21 protein-coding genes are annotated in these 25,321 nt (G+C 63.5%); 13 read left to right on the top strand and 8 right to left on the bottom strand.

What is annotated here, in order from left to right:
• Positions 1 to 84: 84 nt before the first annotated feature.
• Positions 85 to 1,053 carry an alpha/beta fold hydrolase gene (locus tag BLS81_RS16940; RefSeq protein WP_218123148.1) on the bottom strand — a complete coding sequence of 323 codons (969 nt, stop codon included), beginning with the start codon at positions 1,051 to 1,053 and terminating at the stop codon, positions 85 to 87.
• A 296-nt stretch (positions 1,054 to 1,349) separates the two neighbouring features.
• On the opposite strand from BLS81_RS16940, the gene BLS81_RS16935 reads away from it, so the two are divergent.
• Complete coding sequence (locus BLS81_RS16935) at positions 1,350 to 2,069, top strand: hypothetical protein (RefSeq protein ID WP_093225812.1); 720 nt, start codon at positions 1,350 to 1,352, stop codon at positions 2,067 to 2,069.
• Between the two features lie 218 nt (positions 2,070 to 2,287).
• On the opposite strand, the gene BLS81_RS20855 is transcribed toward BLS81_RS16935, so the two are convergent.
• From BLS81_RS20855 to BLS81_RS16920, 3 genes are all read right to left on the bottom strand, one after another.
• On the bottom strand, positions 2,288 to 2,941 hold the full coding sequence (locus BLS81_RS20855; protein WP_176787221.1) for a sensor histidine kinase: 654 nt from the start codon (positions 2,939 to 2,941) through the stop codon (positions 2,288 to 2,290).
• 405 nt (positions 2,942 to 3,346) lie between these two features.
• The gene (locus BLS81_RS16925; RefSeq protein ID WP_143023388.1) at positions 3,347 to 4,993 is read right to left on the bottom strand and encodes a sensor histidine kinase; all 1,647 of its coding nucleotides are present in this window, start codon (positions 4,991 to 4,993) and stop codon (positions 3,347 to 3,349) included.
• Between the two features lie 69 nt (positions 4,994 to 5,062).
• The gene (locus tag BLS81_RS16920; protein WP_176787220.1) at positions 5,063 to 5,707 is read right to left on the bottom strand and encodes an MEDS domain-containing protein; all 645 of its coding nucleotides are present in this window, start codon (positions 5,705 to 5,707) and stop codon (positions 5,063 to 5,065) included.
• 381 nt (positions 5,708 to 6,088) lie between these two features.
• Here BLS81_RS16920 and BLS81_RS16915 point away from each other — a divergent pair, with 381 nt between their 5' ends.
• Both BLS81_RS16915 and BLS81_RS16910 read left to right on the top strand, forming a co-directional pair.
• A complete protein-coding gene (locus tag BLS81_RS16915; RefSeq protein WP_176787219.1) occupies positions 6,089 to 7,738 on the top strand; it encodes a PAS domain-containing sensor histidine kinase in 1,650 nt (549 codons plus the stop codon).
• Positions 7,735 to 10,065: a TonB-dependent receptor gene (locus BLS81_RS16910; RefSeq protein WP_093225638.1), complete on the top strand. Its 2,331-nt coding sequence runs from the start codon at positions 7,735 to 7,737 to the stop codon at positions 10,063 to 10,065. Before BLS81_RS16915 ends, BLS81_RS16910 begins: the two co-directional genes overlap by 4 nt.
• Positions 10,066 to 10,097: 32 nt before the next feature.
• On the opposite strand, the gene wrbA is transcribed toward BLS81_RS16910, so the two are convergent.
• Positions 10,098 to 10,697, bottom strand: coding sequence for an NAD(P)H:quinone oxidoreductase (gene wrbA, locus BLS81_RS16905; RefSeq protein WP_093225636.1), 600 nt, complete (start codon positions 10,695 to 10,697; stop codon positions 10,098 to 10,100).
• 553 nt (positions 10,698 to 11,250) lie between these two features.
• On the opposite strand from wrbA, the gene BLS81_RS16900 reads away from it, so the two are divergent.
• From BLS81_RS16900 to BLS81_RS16890, 3 genes are all read left to right on the top strand, one after another.
• A complete protein-coding gene (locus tag BLS81_RS16900) occupies positions 11,251 to 12,489 on the top strand; it encodes an integrase (protein ID WP_093225635.1) in 1,239 nt (412 codons plus the stop codon).
• A gap of 322 nt (positions 12,490 to 12,811) precedes the next feature.
• Positions 12,812 to 14,464 carry a histidine kinase famiy protein gene (locus BLS81_RS16895; RefSeq protein ID WP_093225811.1) on the top strand — a complete coding sequence of 551 codons (1,653 nt, stop codon included), beginning with the start codon at positions 12,812 to 12,814 and terminating at the stop codon, positions 14,462 to 14,464.
• A 176-nt stretch (positions 14,465 to 14,640) separates the two neighbouring features.
• Entirely contained in the window at positions 14,641 to 15,180 is a 540-nt protein-coding gene (locus BLS81_RS16890) for an HWE histidine kinase domain-containing protein (RefSeq protein WP_093225633.1), read from the top strand.
• Between the two features lie 11 nt (positions 15,181 to 15,191).
• On the opposite strand, the gene BLS81_RS16885 is transcribed toward BLS81_RS16890, so the two are convergent.
• Together BLS81_RS16885 and BLS81_RS16880 are read right to left on the bottom strand one after the other, a co-directional pair.
• A protein-coding gene (locus BLS81_RS16885) for an IS3 family transposase (RefSeq protein ID WP_093225632.1) occupies positions 15,192 to 16,333 on the bottom strand; the annotation gives its coding sequence in 2 pieces (ribosomal slippage) (positions 15,192 to 16,093 and positions 16,093 to 16,333; 1,143 coding nt in all).
• Between the two features lie 315 nt (positions 16,334 to 16,648).
• Positions 16,649 to 17,569: a LysR family transcriptional regulator gene (locus BLS81_RS16880; protein ID WP_093225630.1), complete on the bottom strand. Its 921-nt coding sequence runs from the start codon at positions 17,567 to 17,569 to the stop codon at positions 16,649 to 16,651.
• Between the two features lie 96 nt (positions 17,570 to 17,665).
• Between BLS81_RS16880 and BLS81_RS16875 the strand changes: the two genes are divergently transcribed.
• From BLS81_RS16875 to BLS81_RS16855, 5 genes are all read left to right on the top strand, one after another.
• The gene (locus BLS81_RS16875) at positions 17,666 to 18,565 is read left to right on the top strand and encodes an SDR family oxidoreductase (protein WP_371128301.1); all 900 of its coding nucleotides are present in this window, start codon (positions 17,666 to 17,668) and stop codon (positions 18,563 to 18,565) included.
• A 67-nt stretch (positions 18,566 to 18,632) separates the two neighbouring features.
• The gene (locus tag BLS81_RS16870) at positions 18,633 to 19,556 is read left to right on the top strand and encodes an alpha/beta hydrolase (RefSeq protein WP_093225627.1); all 924 of its coding nucleotides are present in this window, start codon (positions 18,633 to 18,635) and stop codon (positions 19,554 to 19,556) included.
• Between the two features lie 43 nt (positions 19,557 to 19,599).
• On the top strand, positions 19,600 to 19,998 hold the full coding sequence (locus BLS81_RS16865) for a hypothetical protein (protein ID WP_093225626.1): 399 nt from the start codon (positions 19,600 to 19,602) through the stop codon (positions 19,996 to 19,998).
• Positions 19,995 to 21,212, top strand: a complete 1,218-nt coding sequence (locus BLS81_RS16860) for a retropepsin-like aspartic protease (protein WP_093225624.1) — start codon at positions 19,995 to 19,997, stop codon at positions 21,210 to 21,212. The genes BLS81_RS16865 and BLS81_RS16860 overlap by 4 nt, the downstream gene beginning before the upstream one ends.
• Before the next feature lie 218 nt (positions 21,213 to 21,430).
• Positions 21,431 to 22,375, top strand: coding sequence for an MBL fold metallo-hydrolase (locus tag BLS81_RS16855; RefSeq protein ID WP_256326306.1), 945 nt, complete (start codon positions 21,431 to 21,433; stop codon positions 22,373 to 22,375).
• A gap of 302 nt (positions 22,376 to 22,677) precedes the next feature.
• On the opposite strand, the gene BLS81_RS16850 is transcribed toward BLS81_RS16855, so the two are convergent.
• A complete protein-coding gene (locus tag BLS81_RS16850) occupies positions 22,678 to 23,571 on the bottom strand; it encodes a LysR family transcriptional regulator (RefSeq protein WP_093225622.1) in 894 nt (297 codons plus the stop codon).
• A gap of 89 nt (positions 23,572 to 23,660) precedes the next feature.
• Here BLS81_RS16850 and BLS81_RS16845 point away from each other — a divergent pair, with 89 nt between their 5' ends.
• Positions 23,661 to 24,584 (top strand): NAD-dependent epimerase/dehydratase family protein, encoded by a 924-nt coding sequence (locus tag BLS81_RS16845; protein ID WP_093225809.1) that lies wholly within the window; start codon positions 23,661 to 23,663, stop codon positions 24,582 to 24,584.
• Positions 24,581 to 25,321, top strand: a complete 741-nt coding sequence (locus BLS81_RS16840) for an SDR family NAD(P)-dependent oxidoreductase (RefSeq protein WP_093225621.1) — start codon at positions 24,581 to 24,583, stop codon at positions 25,319 to 25,321. The genes BLS81_RS16845 and BLS81_RS16840 overlap by 4 nt, the downstream gene beginning before the upstream one ends.

Below are 25,321 nucleotides of genomic sequence, written 5' to 3'. Positions count from 1 at the left end.
ATGTGGATGACCTGGCATTGACATCGGCGAGGCCGGCGGACGTGGCACGCGCCCCAGCCGGTCGGCCGGGGCGTGGCATCTTGGTCAGGCGTCGAGGAAGCGGTTCACGTCCTCAGCGAACTCGGCATGATGCTGGAACAGGAAACCGTGACCGGCGTCCGGATAGATCTTCACGATGGCATCGGGGATGAGGCCACCCATCAGATGCGTGAAACGCGGCGGGATCATCGCGTCGGCGTCACCGTTGCAGACGAAAGTAGGCTGCACGATTCCTGACAGGCGTTGCAGCTTCCCGTGATCGGGAATGCCCCAGTCGCAGACGGCGTCATAATGCGCGTCCCGCGTCTGGAGAGTGCTGGAGACGTCTCGGTCGAAAGTCCGCGCGAGGAAGCGGCCGAGATATTCCCGTCCCGCCGCCTGGCTAGTCTCGGTCGGCTTGAAGAAGGTGTAGAGCAGCTCTGCTCCGCCCGGCTCGTCGCGCCGAACCGCATCTGCGATGTCTTTGCGCCAGCCATGGAGATCCGGCGCGCCCTGCGGCGAGGTGGCGGCAAGGATAAGGCGGCGTATAAGATGCGGTCGGATTAACGCGGTCTCCTGAGCGACGAAGCCGCCGAGCGAGAAGCCGAGCAGATCGACTGCGCTCAGCCCTACCGCCTCGCAGAAGGCGATGACGTCGCGCGCCATCTCGGCGATCGTCGACGGGGTCCTGCCACTGGTCGAGCTCACGCCGCGATTGTCGAACAGGACGACGGGACGCTCGGCGGCTAGCGTATCGAGCAGCCCGGGATCCCAGGTGTCCATGTCGCCGCGGAAGCGGGGCAGGAGCAATAGCGGCGTTTCTGTCTCAGCACCGAACCGCCGATAGGCGTATTTCACGCCGTTCGGCGCGTCGACGAAGGTGGTTGGGGTGGTGTTGGTGGGACCGATCGCGCCGTCAGCCATCTTCCGTATCCTCGCATATGCTGCGCACGTGGCAACACGTGCCGGGGCAGGGGACGCGCGAAGAGGCCCGATGTTCGTTCCCAGCTCGCTCGCGAGCGCCTCGTGCGACATTGTTGGAATAGAAGCGCGCCAGCCCGCTCGCCAGCATACGGAGGCGGATACACGGGCATACGAAAGTATGGGGGACGGCCGAGGGGCGCCCTTGATATGACTGCAGGGCGCGCGGCGGATCAGTCCTAAAGGCGCGCCCGGACTGTCCACCCGATCCGATCTGTCGGGCGCTATCCCATACCCAAGTAGGCCCCCCGCATACCGTCATCCGCGCTCAAAAGGCGGTCTCCGGCTGTCATACTTTCCTGCGAAGCAGCCGCCGAACGTTCGGCGACGCAACGCTCGAAAGGATGACCATGACCGACCTGCTGGATTTCGTGATCGAGGCGCATGGCGGCCTCGCCCGGTTCGAGAGCTTCGCCACGCTCGAGGCCGATCTGTTCCAGGGGGGCGTCTTGTGGGCGCTCAAGGGAAAGCCCACCGTGCTCGAGCATGCCCACGTGGAGATCGACCTGGCGACTGAGCACACGTCCCACTCGCCCTTCGCGCCCACCAAGAACCATTCCAACTTTACGCCGAACCGCGTGACCATCGAGACGCCGAGCGGCGAGGTGGTGGAAGAGCTCCTCGAACCGCGCGCCTCGTTCGCCGGCTACGAAATGGAGACGCCCTGGAGCGACGCGCAGGTCGGCTACTTCGCCGGCTACACGATGTGGACCTATCTCACCTCGCCCTTTCTTCTAAAGCGACCCGGCGTGGTCACGGAGGAGATCGAGCCGTGGACCGAGGGCGGCGAGACGTGGCGTCGGCTGCGCGCGACCTTCCCCGCCGAAATCGCGACGCACAGTGCCGTCCAGACGTATTATTTCGACGACGCCGGACTGCTTCGCCGACATGACTACGAAGTCGACATCCAGGGTAGCAACCCGGCGGCCCGTTACCTGACCGAGCCGGTCGTCGTTCAGGGCATCACGCTCTATGGCAAGCTGCGGATCTATCCCCGCAAGCCGGACAACACGCCCGCGAGCGAGCCGCTGATCGTCGCGGTAGACCTTTCCAACTACGTGTTCTCTTAAGGTTTAACGGGGCCGGACGGGTGTCCGTCCGGCCCTCTGCCGGCCACAACCGACGATGTTAGTGCGAGCCCAACCCCCAGTCAGCGGCTTCGCCTCGTTTTCCCGGCAAACGCGCACAGACTGGTTGGGAAGCAGACAGCCGCCCCGATCGGTGTTGCGAATAGGGTTCGGGGGGGGGGGCTGGCGTGGCGCTAGAACGGAATTGATCCCGAAGAAACCTAGTCCTCAATGGGAAGGTGTAGGGCGATGGTCAGACCACCGCGATCGTTGTTCGATGCTGCTAACTGGCCGCCGTTGGACATCACGAGCGCACGGGCGACACTCAGGCCGGTGCCGGACCGTCCGCTCTTGGTCGTGTGGTGCATGGCGAAGATCCGCTCGGGATCCGGGGCACCGCCACCGGAGTCGACGACATCCAGACGGATTGATCCTTGTGCTAGCGAGGTTCGCACGGTCAGGAGCCCGTCTGACGAGGGGCGCGAATACATCGCCTCAGACGCGTTGAGCATCATCTCCGTCACTACCCTCGCAATCTGATCGTGATCGTGATCGAGAGCGATGGCGGGAAGGCCGACGGCAAGATCCAGCTGGATCCTGAGACGGCTGCAATGGCTCTGCTTCTCGAAAGGGGCTCTGACCAGTTGAACGATCTCGTTGAGGTCGTGCCTGTTTTGCGCGCTGGTCTTGGCTTGGAACTCGTGCGTTACGGCGCTGACCCGGGTGGTCGCCGCTTCGAGGATGGAGGAAATGCGCTCGATGGTCAGTCGCGCCTTCTCGAGATCGGTATCGTCATCGAGAAGGTTGCGGCTCAGGGATTTCACCTGCGCCGACAGCGCCGTGAGGGGATTACCCAGGGAATGGCCGAGCGCCATGGCCAGTCCTGACTGGAAGACGGGGTCGTGCGGACGCGTCGCTGAGAGACAGACCGTCATGCTCGGAATTGGTTGATCCAAATGCATCTGCGCCTCCGCTCGCGAGATGATCTGCCATGAATCGGATCGGCCAGGTATCCGTAATCGGGGAGGTTGGCCCCCCCCCCCGATCAGGGATGTTCGATGCATGCTGCATCGCCCTAGGGGAGCTGGGTTGGCACGTTCGACCCGATCCCAGAGCATTCCAAGTGCCCGGGTCTGAAGGACCGTTGTCCGAGCCTGCGTCGAGCAGGCTGGCCGGGCCACCTCGCAAGCCGGAGATCCGTTCAGTTTCGACGGACAGGCCTCAGGCATCCCATGATGGGAGGATGCCGGTCGGCACGTGATGCCGGAGCGGGGGGTTCCTCACTCGACGCGTTCCGTCGTCGGGAAGCTGAAGCCGAAGACGGCACCGCTAGGCTCGTTCGCATCGGTCCAGATGCGTCCATGGTGATCGGCCACGATGTCCCGGCATATGGACAGTCCCATCCCGAGACCGGCGGCCTTCGTGGTGTTGAAAGCTTCGAACAGTCGAGGGATGGCCATTGCCGAAAGTCCGGGACCGGTGTCGCGCACCTCGACGCCGATCTCCTCGGCATCCAGCCAGGTGGGCACGTTGACCTTTCGCGCATCCAAGGAACTCTCGTCGAAGGCGTCGAGGGCGTTGACGATCAGGTTCATCAGGACCTGCTGGATCTGGACGCGATCAGCCTGGAGCGCAGGCAGGTCGCCGGCAAGGTCGGTGGAGAGCAGGATCCGGCGGCGACGGGCGTCGGCATCCACCAGCGCCACGGTGTCGCTGACCAGGTCGTTGAGATCGACGGATATGCAGGGGGAGTTCCTGCGGCTGAACGATTTCACCCTGTCCAGGATGTCCGCCGCCCGCTTCACGCCGGTCACGATGCGTTCGAGGGCACGGCGGGCGGAATCCAGGTTCGGCGCCGAAGCGTTCAGCCAGTTCAACCCCGCCATCGCGTTCGCGGACACGCTCGAGAGGGGTTGGCGGACGTCGTGCGATATCGCGGCGGAGAATTGACCGAGTGTCGCAAGCCGGTTCGCATGCGAAAGCTCGTCGCGCAGTTCGCGCATCCGGGCCTCGGCGACACGGCTGGCGGATTCCGCCCGCACGCGCTCGGTGATGTCCTGCATCGTCCCGATATATGCACCCTGTTCGGTGACGTGCGTTCCCGGATGGGCGACGAGACGCAGCACCCGCGGCTCCTGGCCCGGAGGCATCACGGTGAACGTCAGGTCGAGATCGATAGGATCTAGCGATGCCTTCGCTCCCGCCTCGCGGAGTTGGCCATGGTCATCCGGATCGACCCGGTCGAAGAAGTCGTCGCTGGTGATGAGCCGATCCGCTTCGAATCCGAATAGCCGGTGCGCCTGCGCTGACCATTCGAGGGTGTCGGTGACGGGGTGCCACCGGAAGCTCCCCGTGAGACTGGCGCTCTCTGCATGCGCCATGATCGATTCGCTTCGCCTGAGCGCCTCGCTGGCGGTCTCAAGCTCCTCGGATCGCTGGGCCACGAGGCCGTCCAGCCGGGTGGCGACGTCCTTCTGCTCCTGCAGGAGCCAGTGCTGCTGCACCGCTATCAGCGCCTGGCTGGCCGCCACGCTCACGAGAAGCCGTTCGGCCGAGGTCGGAAACTCCGGTCGGCCGGAGCCGACGAACACGAAGCCGAACTCGCCCCGCGTTCCGAGATCAAGCGCGATCACCGACAACCCGCGGCCGTCGATCGAGCAGGTGAGCGAGTGGCTGCCCAATCGCGTCTCGTGTCTGAACCAGGCGTCGGCGGAGCCACGGATGGCGTGCTTGAGCGTTGCGCCGTCGCCCGCCACCAGTCGGAACGCCTCCGTATCCGGACCCTCGTGACGGTCGAAGAGGCGCACGTAGACGAATTCCGGCAGGAGCATCTGGGCCAGGACGTCGGCCAGGATGTCCGCGATGCGCGTCTGGTCGGCACCCGCCCACATGGGGCGTAGTCCGAGAAGTCCGACGAGGTCGTTCACACAGCCGCGGAGATAGTCGCACTCCTCGGTCAGCGATCGCGCAGCTTCGGGCAAGTGCGCACCTTTCGCTCAGCAGCAGCGATGCATCTGCTGCCTATGATGGAGTGCGGAGATGACCGTCTGCGGAGCCTCGAAGAAGGGGTTCTCGTGAATGTGGCCATTCAGGATGACGGTCGGATGGGTCCGCAGGGCCTGGACCAGCGCCTGACCGGTCCACTCGGGGATGCGATACGAACAGATGGATGCGTCGATCGCGTTGAAGGGGCCGTGTCCGAGCATCTGCATTGTGGCTTCGTATTCGAGCATCTGGTCGGTGGTCAGGATCAGCTTGGCGTATTCGTATTCGCAGAAGAACCTGGTCCGGGGATAGCCGAGCTCGCGCCCTTCCTCGCACAGGTCCTTGAACATGCCGATGACGTCCATCGTGTCGAACGGTCCGCGGTCGAAGAATGTCTGGGACCAGTCGTTGATCGTGAGCTGACCGGACGCGATCGCCGCCGACACGTCTATTCCCCCCGCCGCGAGGCGCTCGGCGTGGTCCTTCACGCGGACGGGGTCGATCGTGTGGTAGGCGCGCTCGCCGCGTTCGATGCCGCCGCGGAAGAACGGCATCATGACCTCATACTGCTCGTCGATGTCGCGGAATATCGCGCACACGTGTCCGCTGAGTGCATCCCAGTCGGTCGATGCCGACATGTGCGCATCGATGTCCACAGCTCGCGTCGCCACCCTTGTGAACCCCATCCCAGCGCGGCCCGAAAACGAGCCTCAACGCCCGGCGATTGTCGCATGCGTCGCCGGAGCGACAATACATTCCATGGTATGGGATGAGGATCGCGTCGTCGGAATGTAGATGGGTCGTGCGGGACGCCGGCCGTTCGACCCGCGGCGCCGATCGACCGAATGGCGCGGATGTCGTCGAACGAAGCGTGGCGCACTGTGGGTGGTGACGAAACATCGCGCAGGTATTCCTTGGGATGTCTCGCATGACAGGTGGGAACAGAGGAATAACTAGCGAGGTCTCAGAGGGCTCAGGGTGACAGCGTCGTGATATCGCATTGGTTGCGCCGCGGGCGTTCTGGAGGACGGGCGACCGTGCGGGAGGGGCTCGATGCTTCGGCGGCGAGCCGCGCCGGCGGTCCGTTCGCCGACGCCAGGGATATCGCGGATCCCATTCCGCACCTCCTGCTCTGGGTCGATGATGAAGGGCGCATTCGGTTCCTGAACCGCCACTATACCGATCTCACCGGCCACGACCGGGAAGACGCGGTCGTGCATCAGAGCTGGCGGGACCGGATCCACCCCGACGACCTGGAAGGGCTTTTGGCGGCGCTCCGGGGAGGGCGAAGCAATGCGGGCGGTTTGCGCTTCGAGTTCCGCCTACTGCATGCTGACGGCACCTACCGTTGGATGCTTCTTTCGGCACGGGCGGGGGAGGGGGGCGCGCCCGGTGGGGCGTGGCAAGCGGAGGCCACGGACATCCAGGCGCGCATGTCCGCGGAGGAGGATCTGCTCGAACTTCAGCGCACCTTCGAGTATCGCCTGGCCAGGCAGACGGCGGAGCTGGCGAGGACGGAGGCGCGCTATTCGAGCCTGTTCTCGGTCAGCAAGATCGCCTTCGCGGAACAGGAGATGGCCGACGCGGCGGTGATAGTTCACCGTTTGCGGAGCGAGGGGGTGACCGATCTCGCCGCCTACATGGCTCAGCATCCCGAGGTGCTCCAGGAGTGCGTCGCAGCCGTTCGAACCATCTCGGTCAACGAGGCGTGCATGCGCATGCTCGGCTTCGACGATGTCGATGGGGCCGTCGACCGTCCCGTCGACAGCACGGCCGAGGACATTGAGGCCGTCCTGCTGCGGCAGTTCGAGATGATCTTCTACGGCCTCGAGAACGTGGAGGGTCGCGTCATGCTCATCGGTGCCGCAGGGCGCCGGGTCCCGGTCTTCTATTCTGTGACCCGTCTGGCCGACGAGCGGCAGCTGTCCAGTCTGGTGGACATCAGCAGCCAGGAGCGCATCGAGGAGATGCGGCTCGCCGCCCAGGAGGAACTCGCCCGCGCGAGCAGGGTGGCGACGGTCGGAGCGTTTTCGGCCTCGATAGCGCACGAGCTGAACCAGCCGGTTGCGTCCGTCAGCATCGACGCGAACACCGGGCTTCGCCTTCTGAAACGCGAGGCTCCGGACGTGGCCGCGGCGATCAGGGTGCTCGAGCGGATGTCGACGACGACGCAGCGGATCGCGACCATCGTGAAGCACACGCATGACCAGATCACGAGCGGCCAGCAGGAGATGGAAAGGGTCGATCTGGCCGAACTCGTCCAACGGACGTGCGAACTGCTGGCACGCGACCTGCGAAGCGCCGGGATCAGTCTCCGACAGGACTGCGAAGGCGATGTTCCGGAAGTGATGGGCAGCTACGTCGACCTGCAGCAGGTGGTCATCAACCTCATCAACAACGCGAGGGATTCCATGGCTGAGACTTCTGTGGGGAAGGAGATCGCTATCAGTCTGCGGAACCTTGGAAGCGAGATCGAGCTGGCCGTCTCTGATCTCGGGACCGGTATCAGGGACTCCGACCTCGATCGCCTGTTCGAGCCCTTCTTCACGACCAAGGAGGGTGGCATCGGTCTGGGCTTGCAGATTTGCCTCTCGACCATCCAGCGTCTGGGAGGGCGCATGAGTGTCGCGAACCGTCTCGATCGCGGCGCGATCTTCTCCTTCAGGTTGCCGGTCTCGACGTCGTGAAGCTGCGCTCGATTCTGCTCGCCGGGGCCGCAGCCGCTCATCTCGGTATGATCTCAATCCCCGTCGCCGCGCAGACCGCCACAATAGAGCAGACGCCTGAAAAGGTGAGGGACGAGACAGCCGATCAACGGGAGATTCTGGTTACGGCGCGGCGCCGGACCGAGCGTCTGCAGTCGGTTCCGATCGCCGTGACCGTTGCCGACGACAAGGACCTGGCTCGCGGGGACGTTTCGAACGTCGCGGGGCTGGAGGCGATCACGCCGTCGCTCACCTTCCGCAATGCCAACATCGCCAGTTCGACCGCGAACCTGATCGTGCGGGGTCTGGGAACCTCGGGGAGCAACAGGAGCTTCGAGGGATCGGTCGGCGTCTTCGTGGACGGCGTCTACCGGACCCGTGCAGCATCGGCGTTGCAGAACTTCATCGACGTGGCCGATGTGCAGGTGCTGCGCGGTCCGCAGAGCACGTTATTCGGAAAGAACACCACGGCGGGTGCAGTTCTCGTATCGTCGACGCGTCCGAAGTTCGACGCGGTCTCCGGAATGGGCGAGCTGACCTACGGCTCCTACAACACCCTCCTTGTTCGGGCGTCGGCGAACCTTCCGCTGTCGGGCAGAGCGGCGATCCGGCTCTCGACAACCGTATCGCACACGGACGGCTTCTACACCGACGTCACCCGTGATCGTCCGTTGAATGGATCGACGACCAGGGGTGGTAAGGCGGACCTCCTGTTCGAGCCGGACGGCGGCGCCTCGGTCAGGATCATCGGCGACTACACCAGGGGCACGGGTAACTGCTGTTACGCCACGTCGCCTGTCGTCGTCGGTCCGCTGCAACCGTTCATCGACTCGCTTATCGTCGCTGCGGGCGGTGTGGTGCCCTCAAAGCATCCCGAGGATCGGCAGCAGAGCCTCAACGGTGACGGCAGGGAGGCGGTCGAGGACTACGGCGCTGCGGTGATTGTGGAGGCAGGCCTGTTCGGCGGCACGCTCAGATCGACGACCGGGTTTCGTCGCTATTCCGTCGACCAAGTCGACATGGATCCCGACTTCTCGGGTGCTGACATCTTCCGCTACGACGAAAGCTTCAGAAGCCGATTCCTGTCGCAGGAAGTCACGCTCTCGCTGCCTGTCGAACGGTTGCGTGGCACGCTCCTCTTCGGTGCCTTCGTGTCTGATGAGCGGCTCGCAATGGGCCGCCGGCTCCCTTGGGGAGCGCAGGCGCAGCCCGTATGGGACGCGCTGCTATCCGGTCTCGGACTACCCGCAGGGACCGCAGACGCACCACCCGGGCTGATCGCGGACGAGGACATGGGCGGCACCGCCCGAACTTATTCGGCGTTCGCGCACGCGGAAGCGCGGCTAACCAGCCGCCTGAGCATCGCCGGAGGGTTGCGCTACTCGATAGAGGACAAGACGGGCAGGTTCGCATACTGCTACTATCGGCCCGCCGCGGCTGAGCCCTTCCGGCTGCTCGGGATCCAGCCAGGTCCCGCCTACGACGCCGGGCACCATGACGGCGCGATCAGCGGCACGTTCGGGATCGAATTCCAGCCGTCGTCCTCAATCCTTCTGTATGCGACCTACAACCACGGCTTCAAATCCGGCGGGGTCAACATCGACGCCAACGGTGCCGGCACGCGCGCTAACAATCCTGCGGAAATCCCTGGAGGCAGGCCGCTCGATCCCGAATATCGTCCAGAGACGATCGACGCTTTCGAGGTCGGTACAAAGGTCTCGTATCTCGGCGGCGCGGCCCGCACGAACGTGGCGCTTTTCCACTACGACGTCAGCAGCCTCCAGATCGCGCAGTTCGTCGGCACCCGCACCACGGTGATCAACGCTCAGGGTGCGGAAGATTATGGTCTCGAGATCGAGAACAGGCTGCGGGTCACCAAACACGTCGCTCTGGACGCGGACCTCACATGGATTCCGCGCGCCCGCTACGACGCCGCCGGGGGAATAGACCCGGTCCTCGCGGGGGCCAGGTTCCGCTTCGCGCCTCGCGTCAGCGCCAACCTGGCGGCCAGCTTCGATGCGCCTGTGTCCCGGACCATGTCGGTCACCGGGCGCGTCCAATACCGATATCGGAGCAGCCAGTTCGTCGATACGGCTGGGACTTATCGCCAGAGGTCTTTCGACGTCCTCGACGCGAAGGCGGGGATCGCCCTTCCTTCCGCGAGGCTCAGTTTAGAAGTCGGCGTGCGCAACCTGCTCGACATAACCTATGTCGAGCAGGTCTTAGCTACGCCGCTGCAGGCCGGATCCTACAGCGGCTTTCTCGGAGCGCCCCGCACCTTCGAGGCGCGGATGACCAAGACGTTCTGAACCACCTGGAGATCCGGGGCTGCCCGGATGGCTCAATCGAACAGTTTGGCTGCGGTCGTCGCCACCAGCATTCCCTGATGACGAGCGCCGGCGAGTTCGATCTCTGAGGGTTGCCGCGAGCCGTCGCTGCCGGCGATCGTCGTTGCGCCGTATGGAGCGCCGCCCACGATCTCGTCGATGGTTCCCTGACCGGGGTGGCTATAAGGAAGTCCGACGATGGTCATGCCGAAGTGCATCAGGTTTGTTATGATCGAGAAGAGCGTCATCTCGTTGCCGCCGTGCTGGGTCGCCGAGGATGTGAACGCACCGCCGACCTTGCCGTTCAAGGCGCCCCGCATCCAGAGACCACCCGCCTGATCGAGAAAGGCTGCCATCTGGCTCGACATCCGACCGAAGCGTGTGCCGGTCCCAACGATGATCGCGTCATAGTCGACGAGGTCGTTAATCGCTGCGACGGGAGCGGCCTGATCGAGTTTGAAGTGCCCGGACCGGGCTATCTCCTCGGGAACAGTTTCCGGAACGCGCTTGACGTCAACCTGAGCGCCCGCCTCCCGGGCGCCCTCCGCGACGGCGTTGGCCATCGTCTCGATGTGACCAAAGGACGAGTAATAGAGCACCAGCACCTTCGCCACGATAATCTCCTCACAAGCAGTCGGAAGAAATCCGACGTTCGGTGAGATATTGCCGTGCATAGCGCCCCTGCGCATCGAGACGGTCGGCGGGGCGGTTGCATACCGATGTATAGTCGTTCTCTCGCCAATCACTGGACGCGGTCGCATTCGGCTGGGACCAGGACGATTCCGATGTCGTCTTTGGGGGGTGTCGAAGTCAGGTGAGCATGGGCGTCAACTTATGATGCCACGCCACCCTCCGCCGCCGGACGGGCCAGCATGCGTACGCGCCAGTTGGTAACGTGCTCGAGGTAATTGAACCCGGCGCAATTTCGCCGCCAGCATACACCTGAGCACCGACTTTGCCCGAATATTTGCTAAGTAGCACGTCGAGTAGGATCGTCGAGCCGCTGGCCAATCGCTGTTTTGCGCTTTGTAAAAACTCGGACCTAAGTCCAATCGCATCCTACTCAAGAAAAAACCCGGACATGGCAATATTGCAGTTATCACATAAGCGGAATTGACCATTCTTTATAAGGTGCGGTACAAGCGCCGCTGAGGAGCGAGGCGCGTCATGGCCACCGAAACCCCCCTGGAAGGGCTAAAAACAGCTTTGGCGGCGCCTGAGGCGGCCCTGCCGGCCGTCAGGGCACCGGCCGACCTTGCGTGGACGATCGTGCAGTTGCGCGCCGGCGAGCGCATCACCGTCGATGAGGCGCTGATCGCCGCCTATCAGGCCGCCTCGTCGCCGCACAGTATCCGTGCGCTCAAATCCGACATCGAGGCGTTCGATGCCTGGTGCCGGCGCACCAACCGGATCGCGCTACCGGCGACGGCCGAGACCGTGGCCGATTATCTGGATGCGCGGGCAGGGAAGGGGAGCCGTCCCGCGTCGTTATCCCGGTACAAGGCGTCGATCGCCAAGATCCACCAGCTCCTTGACCTGAAGGATCCGACGCCCGCCCCGTTGGTGAAGCTGCGGCTACAGGCGGTGCGCCGGGAGAAGGGCACCGCCCAGAAGCAGGCGCGGCCGCTGCGGTTCAAGGGACCGGTGCGCGACGTCGAGCGCGATCGGCCACGCGGACTCAATATCCATGCGCTGCTCAAGAGCTGCGGTGACGATCTGCCGGGACTGCGGGACCGGGCGCTGCTCTCGGCCGCCTATGACACCGGCCTGCGCGCCTCCGAGCTGGTCGCGGTTGCCGTTGAGCATATCGAGGAAGCGATCGATCCCGACGCGCGGCTGCTGCAGATCCTGCGCCACAAAGGCGACCAGGAGGGGGAGGGGGCGACCGCGTATCTCAGCCCGCGCACCGTATCGGCGATCGCGGCCTGGACTGAGGCCGCCGGGATCACAGCAGGGCCGGTGTTCCGGCGAGTCCAGGTGCGGCGTTACAAAGCGCGCGCCGCGGTGCGCGGACGACCGATCGACAGCATCTCCGGACGGGAGACGTGGGATCTGCGCAAAACGCTCTCAAAGCCGGCAGTGAGGGCACGCGTCGAATACGACATCGGCACCGTGGCGCTGCATCCAGGCTCGATCGGCCCCATCTTCCGGTCGATAATCCAGCGGGCGTTCGATGGTGGAGCGCTACCGGACCTGATCGCCGAGGATCTTGCCCGGCTGCTCAAGGGGGTTAGTGCCCACTCGACGCGGATCGGACTCAATCAGGACCTGTTTGCCAGCGGCGAGGATCTGGCTGGGATAATGGATGCACTCCGGTGGAAGTCGCCCCGCATGCCGCTCGCTTATAACCGAAATCTGGCAGCCGAGGCAGGCGCTGTCGGCCGGCTTGCCCGCAAGCTGGAATGACGAAAAGTGGGACGAAGCCGTCATTGAAACCCCACCAATCGCATGACGGCTTTCGGCATAAAAGCCGACCTGAGGCTCGTCGCTGAAGCAATTTCCCCAAAATTAGCGGCGATGGCCTCCCGCCGCCAATTTTCACAGTAGCCAATCTAGTGCGATTTCTGCCCCGCGATTAAACGTCCAGCTGATGATGGCACCCTGAACGAGACTGCGGCTAAAGCGTTCGCAGAGCAGGATATGCCGACTGACGGGACTTAAAGTGAACGACGAGGAACTGAGAAGCAAGAGCACGCATCCGCATGCGGACGGCGAACCCGCTGCCGATATGGCGGATGAAACGAGCTACAGCCCCACCGGCAACTCGGGTCGGCGGCACTGGAAGCGATCGACCGTGGCCGAACCTGGCCTGGACCAGCGCGGCACCGTGTTTTTCGCGGCGCTCCAGATGACGCGAATGCCGATGATCCTCACGGATCCCAGGCAGGACGACAATCCCATCGTGTTCGCCAACAAGGCCTTCTCAGACCTCACCGGCTATGAAGAGCGCGAAATCATCGGGCGCAATTGCCGTTTCCTACAGGGCGCGGACACTGACCGGGACACCGTACGCGAGATACGCGAGGCGGTTGCCGGCCAGGAAGCGATCTCTCTCGAAATCCTGAACTATCGGCGCGATGGCAGCCCCTTCTGGAACGCCGTCTTTATCGCGCCGGTTTATGACGAGCAGGACGAGCTTCTCTATTTCTTCGCAAGCCAGCTTGATGTCACGCGCCGGCGCAGCTCGGAGCAGGCCTTCCGCCAAGCCCAGAAGATGGAGGCGATCGGGCAGCTGACCGCTGGCCTTGCGCACGACTTCAACAATCTCCTGCAGGTGGTCGCCGGAAACCTCGACCTTGTCCTCCACTCAGAGCTGAACGAGAGGCAGACGCGGCTGCTCACCAATGCGGCAAAAGCAACTGATCGCGGATCTAGGCTTACCAGGCAACTCCTGGCCTTCGCGCGAAAGACGCGGCTTGAACCCAGGCAAGTGAACCTCAACGACCTCATCCATGAGTTCGGGGAACTGCTAGACAATACGATTGGCGCCCAGATCAGGCTGGTGACGGCGCTCGAGCGTCGTCTTCCGCAGATCAACATCGACGCTTCGCACTTGGAAATGGCCGTGCTGAACGTGCTGATCAACGCGCGAGATGCGATGCCGAATGGGGGCACCGTCACAATCTCGACGCAGCTCTGGAAGCTCAACGGCAACGCTGCCGCGCATCATCTACCTGAGGGCGAGTATGTAGTGCTTTCGATCCGCGATGAGGGCGTTGGAATGACCGAGGAGGTGCGCCAGCGCGCGATCGAGCCATTTTTCACGACGAAGGGCAGCGAACGCGGCACCGGACTCGGTCTTGCTATGGTGCACGGCTTTCTACAGCAGTCTCTAGGGCGGCTTGAGATCGACTCAGAACAGGGGCGTGGAACCGAAATCCGCATGCTGTTCCCAGTTTCGCAATCCGATGGTGAGGAGAACCGCAAACCTCTCGCCCGCGATGTGGCCTCAGGGAGGGACGCGACGGGATCGGAAACTATCCTGCTCGTCGAGGACAGCGACGACGTCCGGGAGCTTGCCGGCGAGCATCTGACAGGCCTTGGGTACAGCGTGGTGAAGGCCTCAAGCGGAGAAGAGGCGCTTCGGCTTCTCGACGAATGGAAGGTCGATCTTCTGTTCACCGACATCGTGATGCCGGGTGGTATGAGCGGCCTTGAGCTGGTGGAAAAGTTTCGTGCGCTGAGACCCGAAATTCCGATTCTGATGACGACAGGTTATAATGAGGATCTCGTGGCCGATATTCCGAGAGGCAGTCAGCTGGACGTGATCGGAAAGCCGTACCGCCGCTCCGAACTCGCCGACCGCATCCGTATCGCTCTTGATCGACGCTCCTCGTCCCGTCGAGAGCCGCACACGCAGTTTGGACCCAAGGAAGCCTAAGCCTCCATTGGCAACCATCAACAGATGTGCTTCGCGCGAACGCGCTACTAGGGACTACGACAAAGCCGCTCACGCGAATGCAGGCAGCAATGTTTGTCGCCCATATTGATCGGTTATAGGTTCGTAAAACATAACTTTGGGCTTGCTGCTGCCGTTGCAATCTGGCTGGAGAAAGCATGGAGACCGCGCTTGCCGAGGATCTCAGCCACGCTCCGGTCTTCGTCAGAAGGCCGGGCGGCGAAATCGTCTATTGGACCCAGGGTGCTCGGGAACTCTATGGGTATACCCCTAAGCAGGCGATCGGCCACAGCTCGCACGATCTGCTTCGGACAGAGTTTCCTCGTTCGCTCCACGAAATTGACACAGAGCTTGAGCGGAATGGCAGCTGGGACGGTCTGCTCAGGCATTGCCGGCAAGATGGCCGCCACATCTGGACCGAGAGCCGGTGGCGCCGACGCCGCGATACGGAAGGGCGCGGGCTGTTCGTTGTCGAGACCAATACTGATGTATCCGATCGGGAGCATTTGTCGCGTGAACTCGACCATCGGGTAAAAAACCTGCTCGCGGTCGTGCAGGGTCTGGCTCATCTCACGCTACGAACGGATGAGCCTGATAAGGTCGATCGTTTCGAAGCCCGTCTTGCGGCGCTCGCTTCTGCCAACGACATCCTCCTTCGCCTTCATTGGAGCGGTGCGAGCCTGAAGGAAGTTGAGTAGCACCTAGTTTTCTAGACGCCTTGAGCCATCAAAGCCTGCTGCCGTTCGAACTCGACGGGCGACAGCATCCCGTTCCTGACATGCTTGCGGACCGGGTTGTAGAACATCTCGATGTAATCGAACACGTCCTGCCGGGCTTCGTCGCGGGTTTTATAGGTCCGACGCCGGATGCGCTCACGCTTGAGCGAGGAGGAGAAGCTCTCGGCCACGGCATTGTCGTGGCAGTTGCCGCGTCGGCTCATCGAGTGCTCAAGATTGTGAGCGCGGATGAAGGCAGCCCAGTCCATGCTCGTGAACTGCGATCCCTGGTCCGAATGGATCAGCACCCGACACTTCGGCTTACGCCGCCAGACTGCCATGTGCAGCGCCTGCAAAACCACATCGGTTGTATGACGGCTTTGCAACGACCATCCCACCACGCGACGGGAGTACAGATCGAGCACGACCGCCAGATAGGCGAAGCCCTCCATCGTGCGGATATACGTGATGTCCGTCACCCAGGCGCGATTAGCCTGCGGCACGTCGAACTGCCGATCCAACGTGTTGGCAGCAACGGCCGAAGGCCTTCCTCCTGAACTGCCTGGACGCCGCTTGTAGCCGATCTGCGCCTTGATGCCTGCCAGGTTGGTCAGGCGGGCAACGCGATTAGGACAACAGGTCTCGCCCTGATCGAGCAGATCGTCGTGCAACTTTCGATACCCATAGATCTTGCCGCTGTCGCTCCAGGCCTGCCGGATCAATGCAATCTGCCGAGCATCTTCTTGCGCTCGCCGGCTCATCGGCGCTTTGCGCCAGGCATAGAAACCGCTGGGCTGGATCGCCAGGCACCGGCACATCGCGCGGACGCCAAACTGGTTCTGATGCTCCGCGACAAAGGCGTATCTCACTTGGCATCCCTGGCGAAATACGCGGTGGCTTTTTTTAAGATGTCGCGCTCCTCGGTCACCCGAGCCAACTCGCGCTTCAACTGGCGGATCTCGGCGTCCTTATTGGCGTCGCCCGACGCCACCTTCGCAAACTGCTTCTTCCACGCATACAGCGAGTGTGGGCTGACGCCGAGGTGCTGCGAAACCTCCGCTACCGGGTAACCCCGCTCCGTGATCGGCATCACCGCGTCACGCTTGAACTCATCGCTGAAATTGGGTTTCCCCATCGTCGCCTCCTGTCCTCAAAATTAGGACCCGAGGCGTCTAGAAAACTAGGTGCTACTCAACTCAAACCTCCTTTCGCTCGCCCTGCTTCTGACGACGGACGTTGCCGCGTCTGCGATCGCTGCGCTTCAACAAAACGCTGTCGTCTGCAAATAGCTGAAATCGTCCGGCTTGACCCAAGGCCACCATCCGGACGCGGGCGCCCCTAAAGGTCGACAAAAATGGATTGGTGCTGGTGAAACGCCTTTGCGCAACAACGATCCATGAGCGGTGAAAGCTATTTGGAATAGGGTTAGCACGCTCAGAAATGCGCGTGGTCAGTTTTCGTCAGAACCGGACAATCGACGTGCGCGGTCAGCTGACCGATTTTGGTCGATCGCCGCCAGCGCCTGCAGGAAAGCTCGGACCTTCGAACTCGACAGACGGCGCGAGTTTTGGAGTGCCCAGATCTCGACGATCGGGCCATCATGCGTACCCCACGAGACAAGCCGGCCCCCGGTGATATCGTCCGCGACCATCAGTTTCGGCACGAGCGCGACGCCTGCCCCAGCGATAACGGCATCGCGCACCATCAGGAACGACGAGAAGCGCAGCCTCAGATCCGGACGCAGAATCCGTGTTCCGGCCTTCGTCTTGATGCGCCACACGTTATCCTTGGGCACTCCGGCGCGACCGACTGCGGGCACCAGCGCGCCTACGGCGTCCTGCTCCGCCACGAGACTCACCGGCAAGTCCGGCCGAGCGATCAGCACCCGTTCGTCATGGAGAATACGACGCCCGACGAGCCGCTCCTCCGGGCTGGGATCGATCCGTATCACGCAATCGTAATTGTCCTCGACCGGATCGACCTTGCGGTCTTCGGCGACTATTTCGAGATCGACCTGCGGGTAGGTGGCGATGAACCGGGTGGCGAGCTTGGGCAGGAGCACATGCGCCAGGACGATCGGCGCGCTCACGCGAAGTTTGCCCGACGGCACCGATCCGCCGCTCGCCACTGCCTGCTCGGCCTCGATGATCTCGCCGAGTGGACCGAGCGTGCGCTCGTGCAACGCGCGCCCCTCTTCCGTCAGCCGCAATGTGTTCGACCCCCGCTCGATCAGCCGCACGCCCAGGCTTGCCTCCAGCTCCGCGACCTTACGCGAGAGCGTCGCCTTCGGCCGGCCGCTGGCGCGGCTTGCTCGCCCGAACCCGCCATGCGTGGCCACCAGATTGAAATCGACAAGCGCCGGAAGATCCATGGGTGATCCATATTCGAGACAATGTGTCTCAGTACTGCCATCTCCTGTAGATTTTCGGAACAGTTAAATAGTCTCCAGCGACCACGAGCCGCTTCAATGCGATCAAGGAGATACGTCATGACGATTTTGGTCACTGGCAGCACCGGTACGATCGGCACCCAGGTGCTCAGCTTCCTCGACGGCCATGGCGCCGAGATCCGCGCACTGACGCGCTCGCCAGAGAAGGCTAATCTGCCTGCAGGAGTCACTCCGGTGAAGGGCGACCTCGCCGACATCGACAGCTTCCGCGCTGCACTGCACGGGGTCAGTACGCTGTTCCTGCTCGCCCCCAACGCGCCCGACGAACTGACCCAGGCGATGCTCGCGCTCAACGCGGCGCGCGAAGCCGGCGTGAAAGGGATCGTCTACCTCTCGGTGTTCAAGGGCGAGGCCTATGCCGACGTTCCCCATTTTGCGAGCAAGATGACTGTCGAGCGCATGATCGATGCCTATGACCTGCCCGCGACGATCCTGCGGCCTGCCTATTTCATCCAGAACGACATGCGGCAGAAGGACGCGCTGCTTGGTGGCGGCGTTTATGGCATGCCGGTCGGCGCCAAGGGCATTTCGATGGTCGATGTCCGGGACATCGGCGAGGCGGCCGCCAAGGAGTTGCTCCGCCGCGAGCAGGCAGGCGCGCCGCTTCCCCGCGAGATCTACGAACTGGTCGGCCCCGATGCCCTCACCGGAGATGCCCTCGCGACACTGTGGAGCGAGATCCTCGGACGCCCCATCGCCTATGCCGGCGATGACCTGGAGGGGTTGGAGCAGCGCCTCAAGGGTTTCGGTGCGGCCTGGCTCGCCTATGACATGAAGCTGATGATGCGCCGCTACCAGGAAGACGGAGCCATCGCGACGGACGAAGATCTGGTTCGCCTCACGGCACTGCTCGGCCATGCGCCGCGCTCCTATCGCGACTTCGCCGAAGCAGCCGCCGCCGGTTGGTCACGGGACTGACCAGTATGCCCGCCGGTTTCGGCCGGCGGGTCGCAACTTTGCCCATGAGCCCGAAAGGACGATCGTGATGACCGAGATCTACCATAAGGAGCATTTGCTGGATCGCGCCGCGATGGTGGCGATGCGCGCGATGATCGCGCTCCAGCCCGCAGCCGATCTCGGCCCCAATGGCCGCGCCGCGTTCGATGACATGATGGGCAAAACCCCGCAGGCCGACACCGTCACCTACGAAGCGGCCGAGGTCGGCGGCATTCCCGGCTGGTGGTGTCGCACCCCGGAGGCGATGCCGGGCGCCGCGATCCTGTATCTTCACGGCGGCGCATATGTCGTCGGCTCGGCTCAGGCCTATCGAAATTTCGTCGGTCAGATAGCGCTACGCGCCAAGGCCGATGCGTTCATTCCTGCCTATGGCCTCGCCCCAGAACGGCCATTCCCGGCGGCGGTCGAAGACGCGGAGGCGGCTTATCGCGGGCTGGTGGCTGCCGGCATATCCCGGATCGCGATCGTCGGCGATTCGGCGGGGGGCGGGCTGGCGCTGGTCACCGCCGCGCGAATGACCGACGCCGCACGCAACCGCTCGGTGCCGAAGCCGGTTGCCGCTGCCGTCATTTCCCCCTGGGCCGATCTTGCCTTGACCGGCGAAAGCATGACGGCGCGTTCCGGGCATGATCCTTTGCTCACCCATGGTGCGCTGGAGCAGGCACGCATCACCTATCTCGGAAACAACGATCCGAAAGATGCCCGAGCGTCGCCTTTATACGGTGACCTTAGCAGCCTGCCTCCGGTCATGCTGCATGTCGGCGAGGATGAGATCCTGCTCGATGACGCGCGGCGCATGGCCGCCAGCATCTTGGCTGCCGGTTCGACCGCCGACCTGCATGTCTGGCAGGGCATGGTCCATGTGTTCCCGGCAAACCTCGCGCTGCTGAAGGCTGCTGCCGAAGCGCTCGATATCGTCGCGACCTTCCTGGGTCTTAATCTGCGCGGATAAGCCTTGGACACGTTTCCGAACTCAATTTGGAAGGGAAATTTCGATGACTCGCATCCTGTTCGTTGGCCAGAAGCCCGAAACCGTGGACTTCGCGGAGCCTTCGCTGCCGCCTGGATTCAATGCGGAAAAGATCAACGCCGGCATCGCCGTGGCGGTCGCGAAGATTCACGAGCGCGGCTGGGACGGCGATACCTGCATGATCACGCCTGACGATGCCGGACTCACCATGCTGGAGAGCCAGCTCAAGAACGCGCCTTATGATTGCGTCGTGATCGGCGGCGGCCTTCGGCTCCCCCCGAAGGGCCTCGAGTTTTTCGAGATGGTAGTCAACGCCGTCCACAGGGCAGCCCCCGACGCGACGATCGCGTTCAACACCCGTCCAGAAGATACCGCTGACGCGGCCGCCCGTACTCTGCGCCCCGTGGAGGGATCACCGCGATGAATTTCAAACCAGCCCAGCTCGTCGTTGCTTCGATCGCGGCCCTGGTGGCCACAGAAGCGCGCGCGGACGCGCCGGAGCGCTCGCCCGTCGCGATCGGCGCGGCAACCGCGTCGCCACTGACCTTTGCTCGGGGCAAGACGTCGAGCGGATGGCTTCCATTCGAATATGTTGCCGGCACCCGGATTTTCGTCCGGACGACGGTCAACGGGCGGTCAGTGCTCGCCATGCTCGACAGCGGCGCGTCCTCCACCGTGCTTGATCGGCGCTTTGCTGCCAGCCTCGGACTCAGTGCGAAGGGTGATCTGACAGGGCAGGGTGCGGGTGGCTCCACCCCATATGGTGTGATCCAAGGCGTCACGGTGAAGCTGGGCGACCTCAGTTGGACCGGCGGCGATGCGGTGGCGATCGATCTGTCGGCGGTCGAGAAACAGGTTGGCCATCCTCTGCCGATGGTTCTGGGCGGCGAGTTGTTCAGGGACGCAGTTGTCGAGATCGACTTCAAGAACCGCAGGATCGCCTTTCACAATCCTTCATCTTACCGGGCTGCCCCGAATGCTCGCGCGGTTGCGTTGACTCCCGCCGGCGAGAACCAAGCGATCTCCGTACTCGTCGAGGGGCGCGCCGCGAAGCTCCTGTTTGATTTGGGCAATGCAGGCGCAGTGGACCTTTTTCCCGGCTTCTGGGAGCAGCCCGGTTTCGACGACAATCGGCGGACATCGACGACCTTTGCGGGTGGTGTCGGCGGGATGAGCGTCCAGAAGGTGACCATGCTCCGCACGATCGCTCTCGGCGGTGCGACGTTTGAGGAACTGCCGTCCCGTCTCGAAGATCGGCAATCGTCGCTGGCCGCGCGTTCCGGGGACCTGGATGGCAATATCGGCATGGGCGTCCTCAGCCCCTTTCATCTTGTCGTGGATTTCCCTCATCACCGCGTTTTGTTCGCGCCTCCAGTGGACGTGACCACGCCATTCCGCGTGAACCACGGCGGTTTGACGCTGCAGGCTGGGCCCTCGGGCTCGAAAGTCCTCTACGTGGCGCCGGGATCGCCGTCAGCGATCGCCGGTGTGGCAGTTGGGAACGTCATAGTCGCCGTCGACGGTCGCAGCGCCGGCGGGCAGAACGGTACGTGGCAAGACGGACCAGTTGGTCGAACTGTCCGACTGCGGTTAGCGGATGGTCAGGAGAAAACCGTGACGCTGGCGCGATATTTCTGACCGGTCGTCACGCCGCAGCATGTGAAGCTTAGTAAGAGCGAACATAGGCTGGCGGAGCGTTGCGAAAAGCGAAGGCGCTTAGCGACGCATACCCGACGTTTCTGGCGATGCTCGCGATCGCAGCACCCCCATGCACGAGCGCTGCACGAGCGAGGGTCAGATCGCTCAGACGCTCGTGTCTTTCATCACGCACTTCACTCACGGACAAGGATCAACCGATGCGCTCAAGATGGATAGCTTTCCTGGCCATGACGACCGTGGCGACATGTGCGCCCGCAATAGCACAAGACCGCTCGTCAATTCAGACGGCGGCGCCGGCCAAGACCGGTGTCTGGACCTACGCCGGGACCGGAACCGTCAACACCTATTGGATTGAGACGCCCGGCGGCGGCCTCGTCGTCATCGACGTTCAGCGCGATCTCGTCCACGCTGCGCAGGCGCTGGCGGCCGTCAAGGCGGTGGGAAAACCCGTGCGTGCGATCCTTATCACTCACGCCCATCCCGACCATTACACCGGGCTTGGCCTGTTCCGGCAGGCCTTCCCGGGCGTTCCCGTCTATTCGTCCAGGGCGACAGCCGATGCGATCCGCTACGACACCTATGGTGCGAATGCCGGTACGCAGGCGGATGCGCCCGACATAACGCCGCGCGACTTCGTGGTCCCAGGCATCACCTTCGACGGCGACACGACCTTGCAAATCGATGGACTGACGATCGTCGCGCGCGAATTGGGCGCTGGCGAGGCTCCTGCGACGACAGCCTACTACCTGCCCTCGACGCGAGAGATGTTCCCCGGCGACGCCATCCTCAACCGACTCCATGGTCCGCTCAGAGAAGCCCATACCGGGTCGTGGCTCGGCATTCTGGACCGGATCGAGGCGATGTACCCCAATGTCACCATTGTGCATCCGGGGCACGGCGCGTCGGGTCCAAAGGAGCCAATGTTCGATGACGAGCGGCTGTATCTAAGGACTTGCCGCGCGATCGCCGCCGAGGAGATTGCGCGCGGGGGTTTCACCGATGCCGCAAAGGCAGCGACTGTCCGGCGGATCAAAGCGCGGTTTCCCTACACCAACCCGACGGGCATCAAGGATATCGTCAGCGACAGTGTCGAGGGACTCTTCCGAGAGTTCTCTCAGCCTTCGTCCACGCCGCTTCCTTGATGCAACCGTGCAATCATCCGGCATTTGTCCGCAGAAGAGCTTGATCGCAGGGCAGCTAGGCGATTGATTTCGCGCTCAAACATAGACTTGCGAAGCCGCCATGGGGAGCAATTAGCATGCTTCAATTCGTGGAAAAGCTGGACGGCGGTGGACGTGGCGGTTCGAGCCCTCGCGCGAGGCCACGACGGGTCCGAGCTTGTTGGTGTTCCTGCCCAGCAACTATTAGGCCCCGCCGCGCGAATAGCCGCCGCTCATCATGACAGAAGCCGGCTCCAAAACGACTGAAATCCAGAACGCGCAGCTTATCCGGCGGTCTGCTGGGTCAACCTCTCAACCAGCCACCGACCTGCGCGGCCAAGCAATTGGCTAGTTGGATAGACAGCCTGGAACGGCATGACTCCGGCGGCCGGACCTTCAAGCTCTATACTCTCCAGCCGGCCCGTCTCCAGGTCTTCAGCGACAAGCCAGTGCGGCATGTGCCCCCAACCGAGCCCGGCGAGCAGGAAGGCGTGCTTGGCGCCGAGATCCGCCAATCGCCACGTATTCTGGCTCTGAACGCCGTAGTCCGTGCCGTCCGTGAGGGTCGAACGGTCGCTGAGCACCAACTGGGTTTCGTCCAGCAAATCCTTCAGCGCGACCGGTCCCTTTCTCCCGGATAAAGGCGAGCCGGGCGCGACGACGGTCACCATGCGCTCGCTGAACAGACGCTCGGTGGTCAGTGTCGGCGGCGGAAACGGTAGGGTACCGGTTATGCCAAGACTACATCGTCCCTCGATCACCATCTGCGCCACCGCTCCCAGCGCTTCCACGTCGAGCCGCAGCGGGGTGGAGGGAAAGTGTTGCTTGAAGCTTGCCAGCGCGTGCGTCAGGCAGGCCTGCGGGAACATCACGTCTACGACTACCGAGAGTTCGGGCTCCAACCCCGACACGAAGCTGCGCGCCTTCGCCTTCAAGCCGTCGGCGCCAGTCACAATGCGCCGCGCGTCGGCAATGAGGTTGCTGCCCTCCTTGGTCAGTTGTGGGTAGCGGCCCACGCGCTCGAACAGCGCTACGCCGAGCTGGCCTTCCAGGTTGCCGATCGTCTGGCTGACGACAGACTGTGCGCGGCGGAGGGAACGCCCGGCGGCCGAGAAGCTGCCTTGGTCGACCGCAGCAATGAAAGTGCGAAGTTGATCGAGAGAGACGCCGTCGAGCATGTATCGGTCCCAACGATGGATTACATCTAGAGATATAGGCTATCTCGGAGAGGACGGCCATACGATCTGGAGGGCGAAAGGTGTTCGCCATGTCCAGCGTCTTCGTCATAGGTGCGACCGGCTATGTCGGCGGTCGGCTCATCCGACATCTCGCAGGTGCCGGCCATTATGTTTCGGGCCTTGCACGGTCGAACGAAGCCGCCGCCAAGCTGTCGAGTAATGGCATCACGCCAGTTGTGGCCGATCTCGACGCCCGGATGGACCAGGTTGTCGCGACGGCACTCGAAGCTGACGCCACGATCTACGCCGCTCAGGTGGCGTTCGAGCGCGAGCCGGCAATTGTCCGGACACTCTGCGAGAGGCTTGCCGGATCGGGGAAAACCTTCGTCTTCCTGTCCGGCAGTGGCGTGTTCCTCCAGCGTACGGCGGGTGCGTGGAGTCCCGACGTATTCGCTGAGGACGATCCCTTTACCCCCGAGCCGCTCGCCGCCGCGCGCGTCGAAGCCGAGGGCATCGTGCGAGCCGCCGCCGGCTATGGCGTGCGCGCGATCATTGTCCGCCCGCCGGTAATCTGGGGGCCGGGCGATGATGGCCCTGTCGCGGAGACCTATCGCTCGGTCGCGGCGACCGGGGCTGCCTGCTATGTCGGTTCCGGGCTCGCAGCCTATTCCAACGTCCACAGCGCCGATCTCGCACGCCTGTTCGAGCTGGTGCTGGAACGCGGACATGCCGGCGCGCTCTACCACGCCGTCGGCGGCGAGATCCCCTATCGCTGGATCGCGGAAGCGGTCGCCCATGACCTTGGCGTGCCGACACGCAGCCTCTCGATGGACGAAGCGGGCAAGGTGTTCGGCCCGTTCGGCGCGCTGCTGCTTTCCGCGTGCAGCCGCACGCGCGATCCCCGCACCCGGACCGAACTCGGCTGGTCGCCGCAGCACCACGACATGCTGGACCTCATCGGCGAACCACGCCTGCGCGCTCTCGCCCACCAACCCCAAGGAGAAAACGCTTGAACACGCATCACGACAAGATCGCCATCGTCACCGGTGGTCGGCAGGGTATCGGCCACGGCGTCGCCAAGCTGCTTGGCGAACGCGGCGCCACGGTCGTGATCGTCAACCGCAGCGTTGCCGCTGAAGCCGCGGCAGCGATCGGCAACGGTGCGATCGCGATCGCGGCCGATGTGACCAGCGAGGCGGACTGGACCCGCGTCGCGACCGAGGTCGAGGAACGCTTCGGTCGCGCCGACATCCTCGTCCACGCCGCTGGCGCCTATCCGATGGCCTCGCTTGCCGAGATGACGCCCGAAGCATGGCGCGGCGTGATGGCGCTGAACCTCGACTCGCATCTTCTCGGCGCCCGCGCCATCGTGCCGCTGATGCGGATAGCGGGCGGAGGATCGATCGTCGCGATCGGCTCCGACGCGGTCGGCATGGTGACGCCGCCCGGCTTCGGCTTCTCGCACTACATTACGTCGAAGATGGGCGTGGTTGGCCTGGTGCGTGCGCTCGCCAGCGAACTCGCCCCCGACAACATCATCGTCAACGCCGTCCATCCCGGCATCACCGATACGGAAGGAGCGAGCGGCATGCCGAACGAGCAGAAGGCGCAGGTCTACATGCAGCAGGCGATCAAGCGCCTCGGCACGCCCGCCGACATCGCCGGCCCGGTCGCCTTCCTCACCAGCGACGATGCCCGTTTCGTCACCGGCCAGACCCTTGTGGTCGACGGCGGCTGGCTCCGGCTCTGA

The sequence above is a fragment of the Sphingomonas sp. NFR15 genome (assembly GCF_900103265.1).
Taxonomy (GTDB): Bacteria; Pseudomonadota; Alphaproteobacteria; order Sphingomonadales; family Sphingomonadaceae; genus Sphingomonas; species Sphingomonas pollutisoli.
This window is presented reverse-complemented; position numbering and strand designations above follow the sequence as displayed.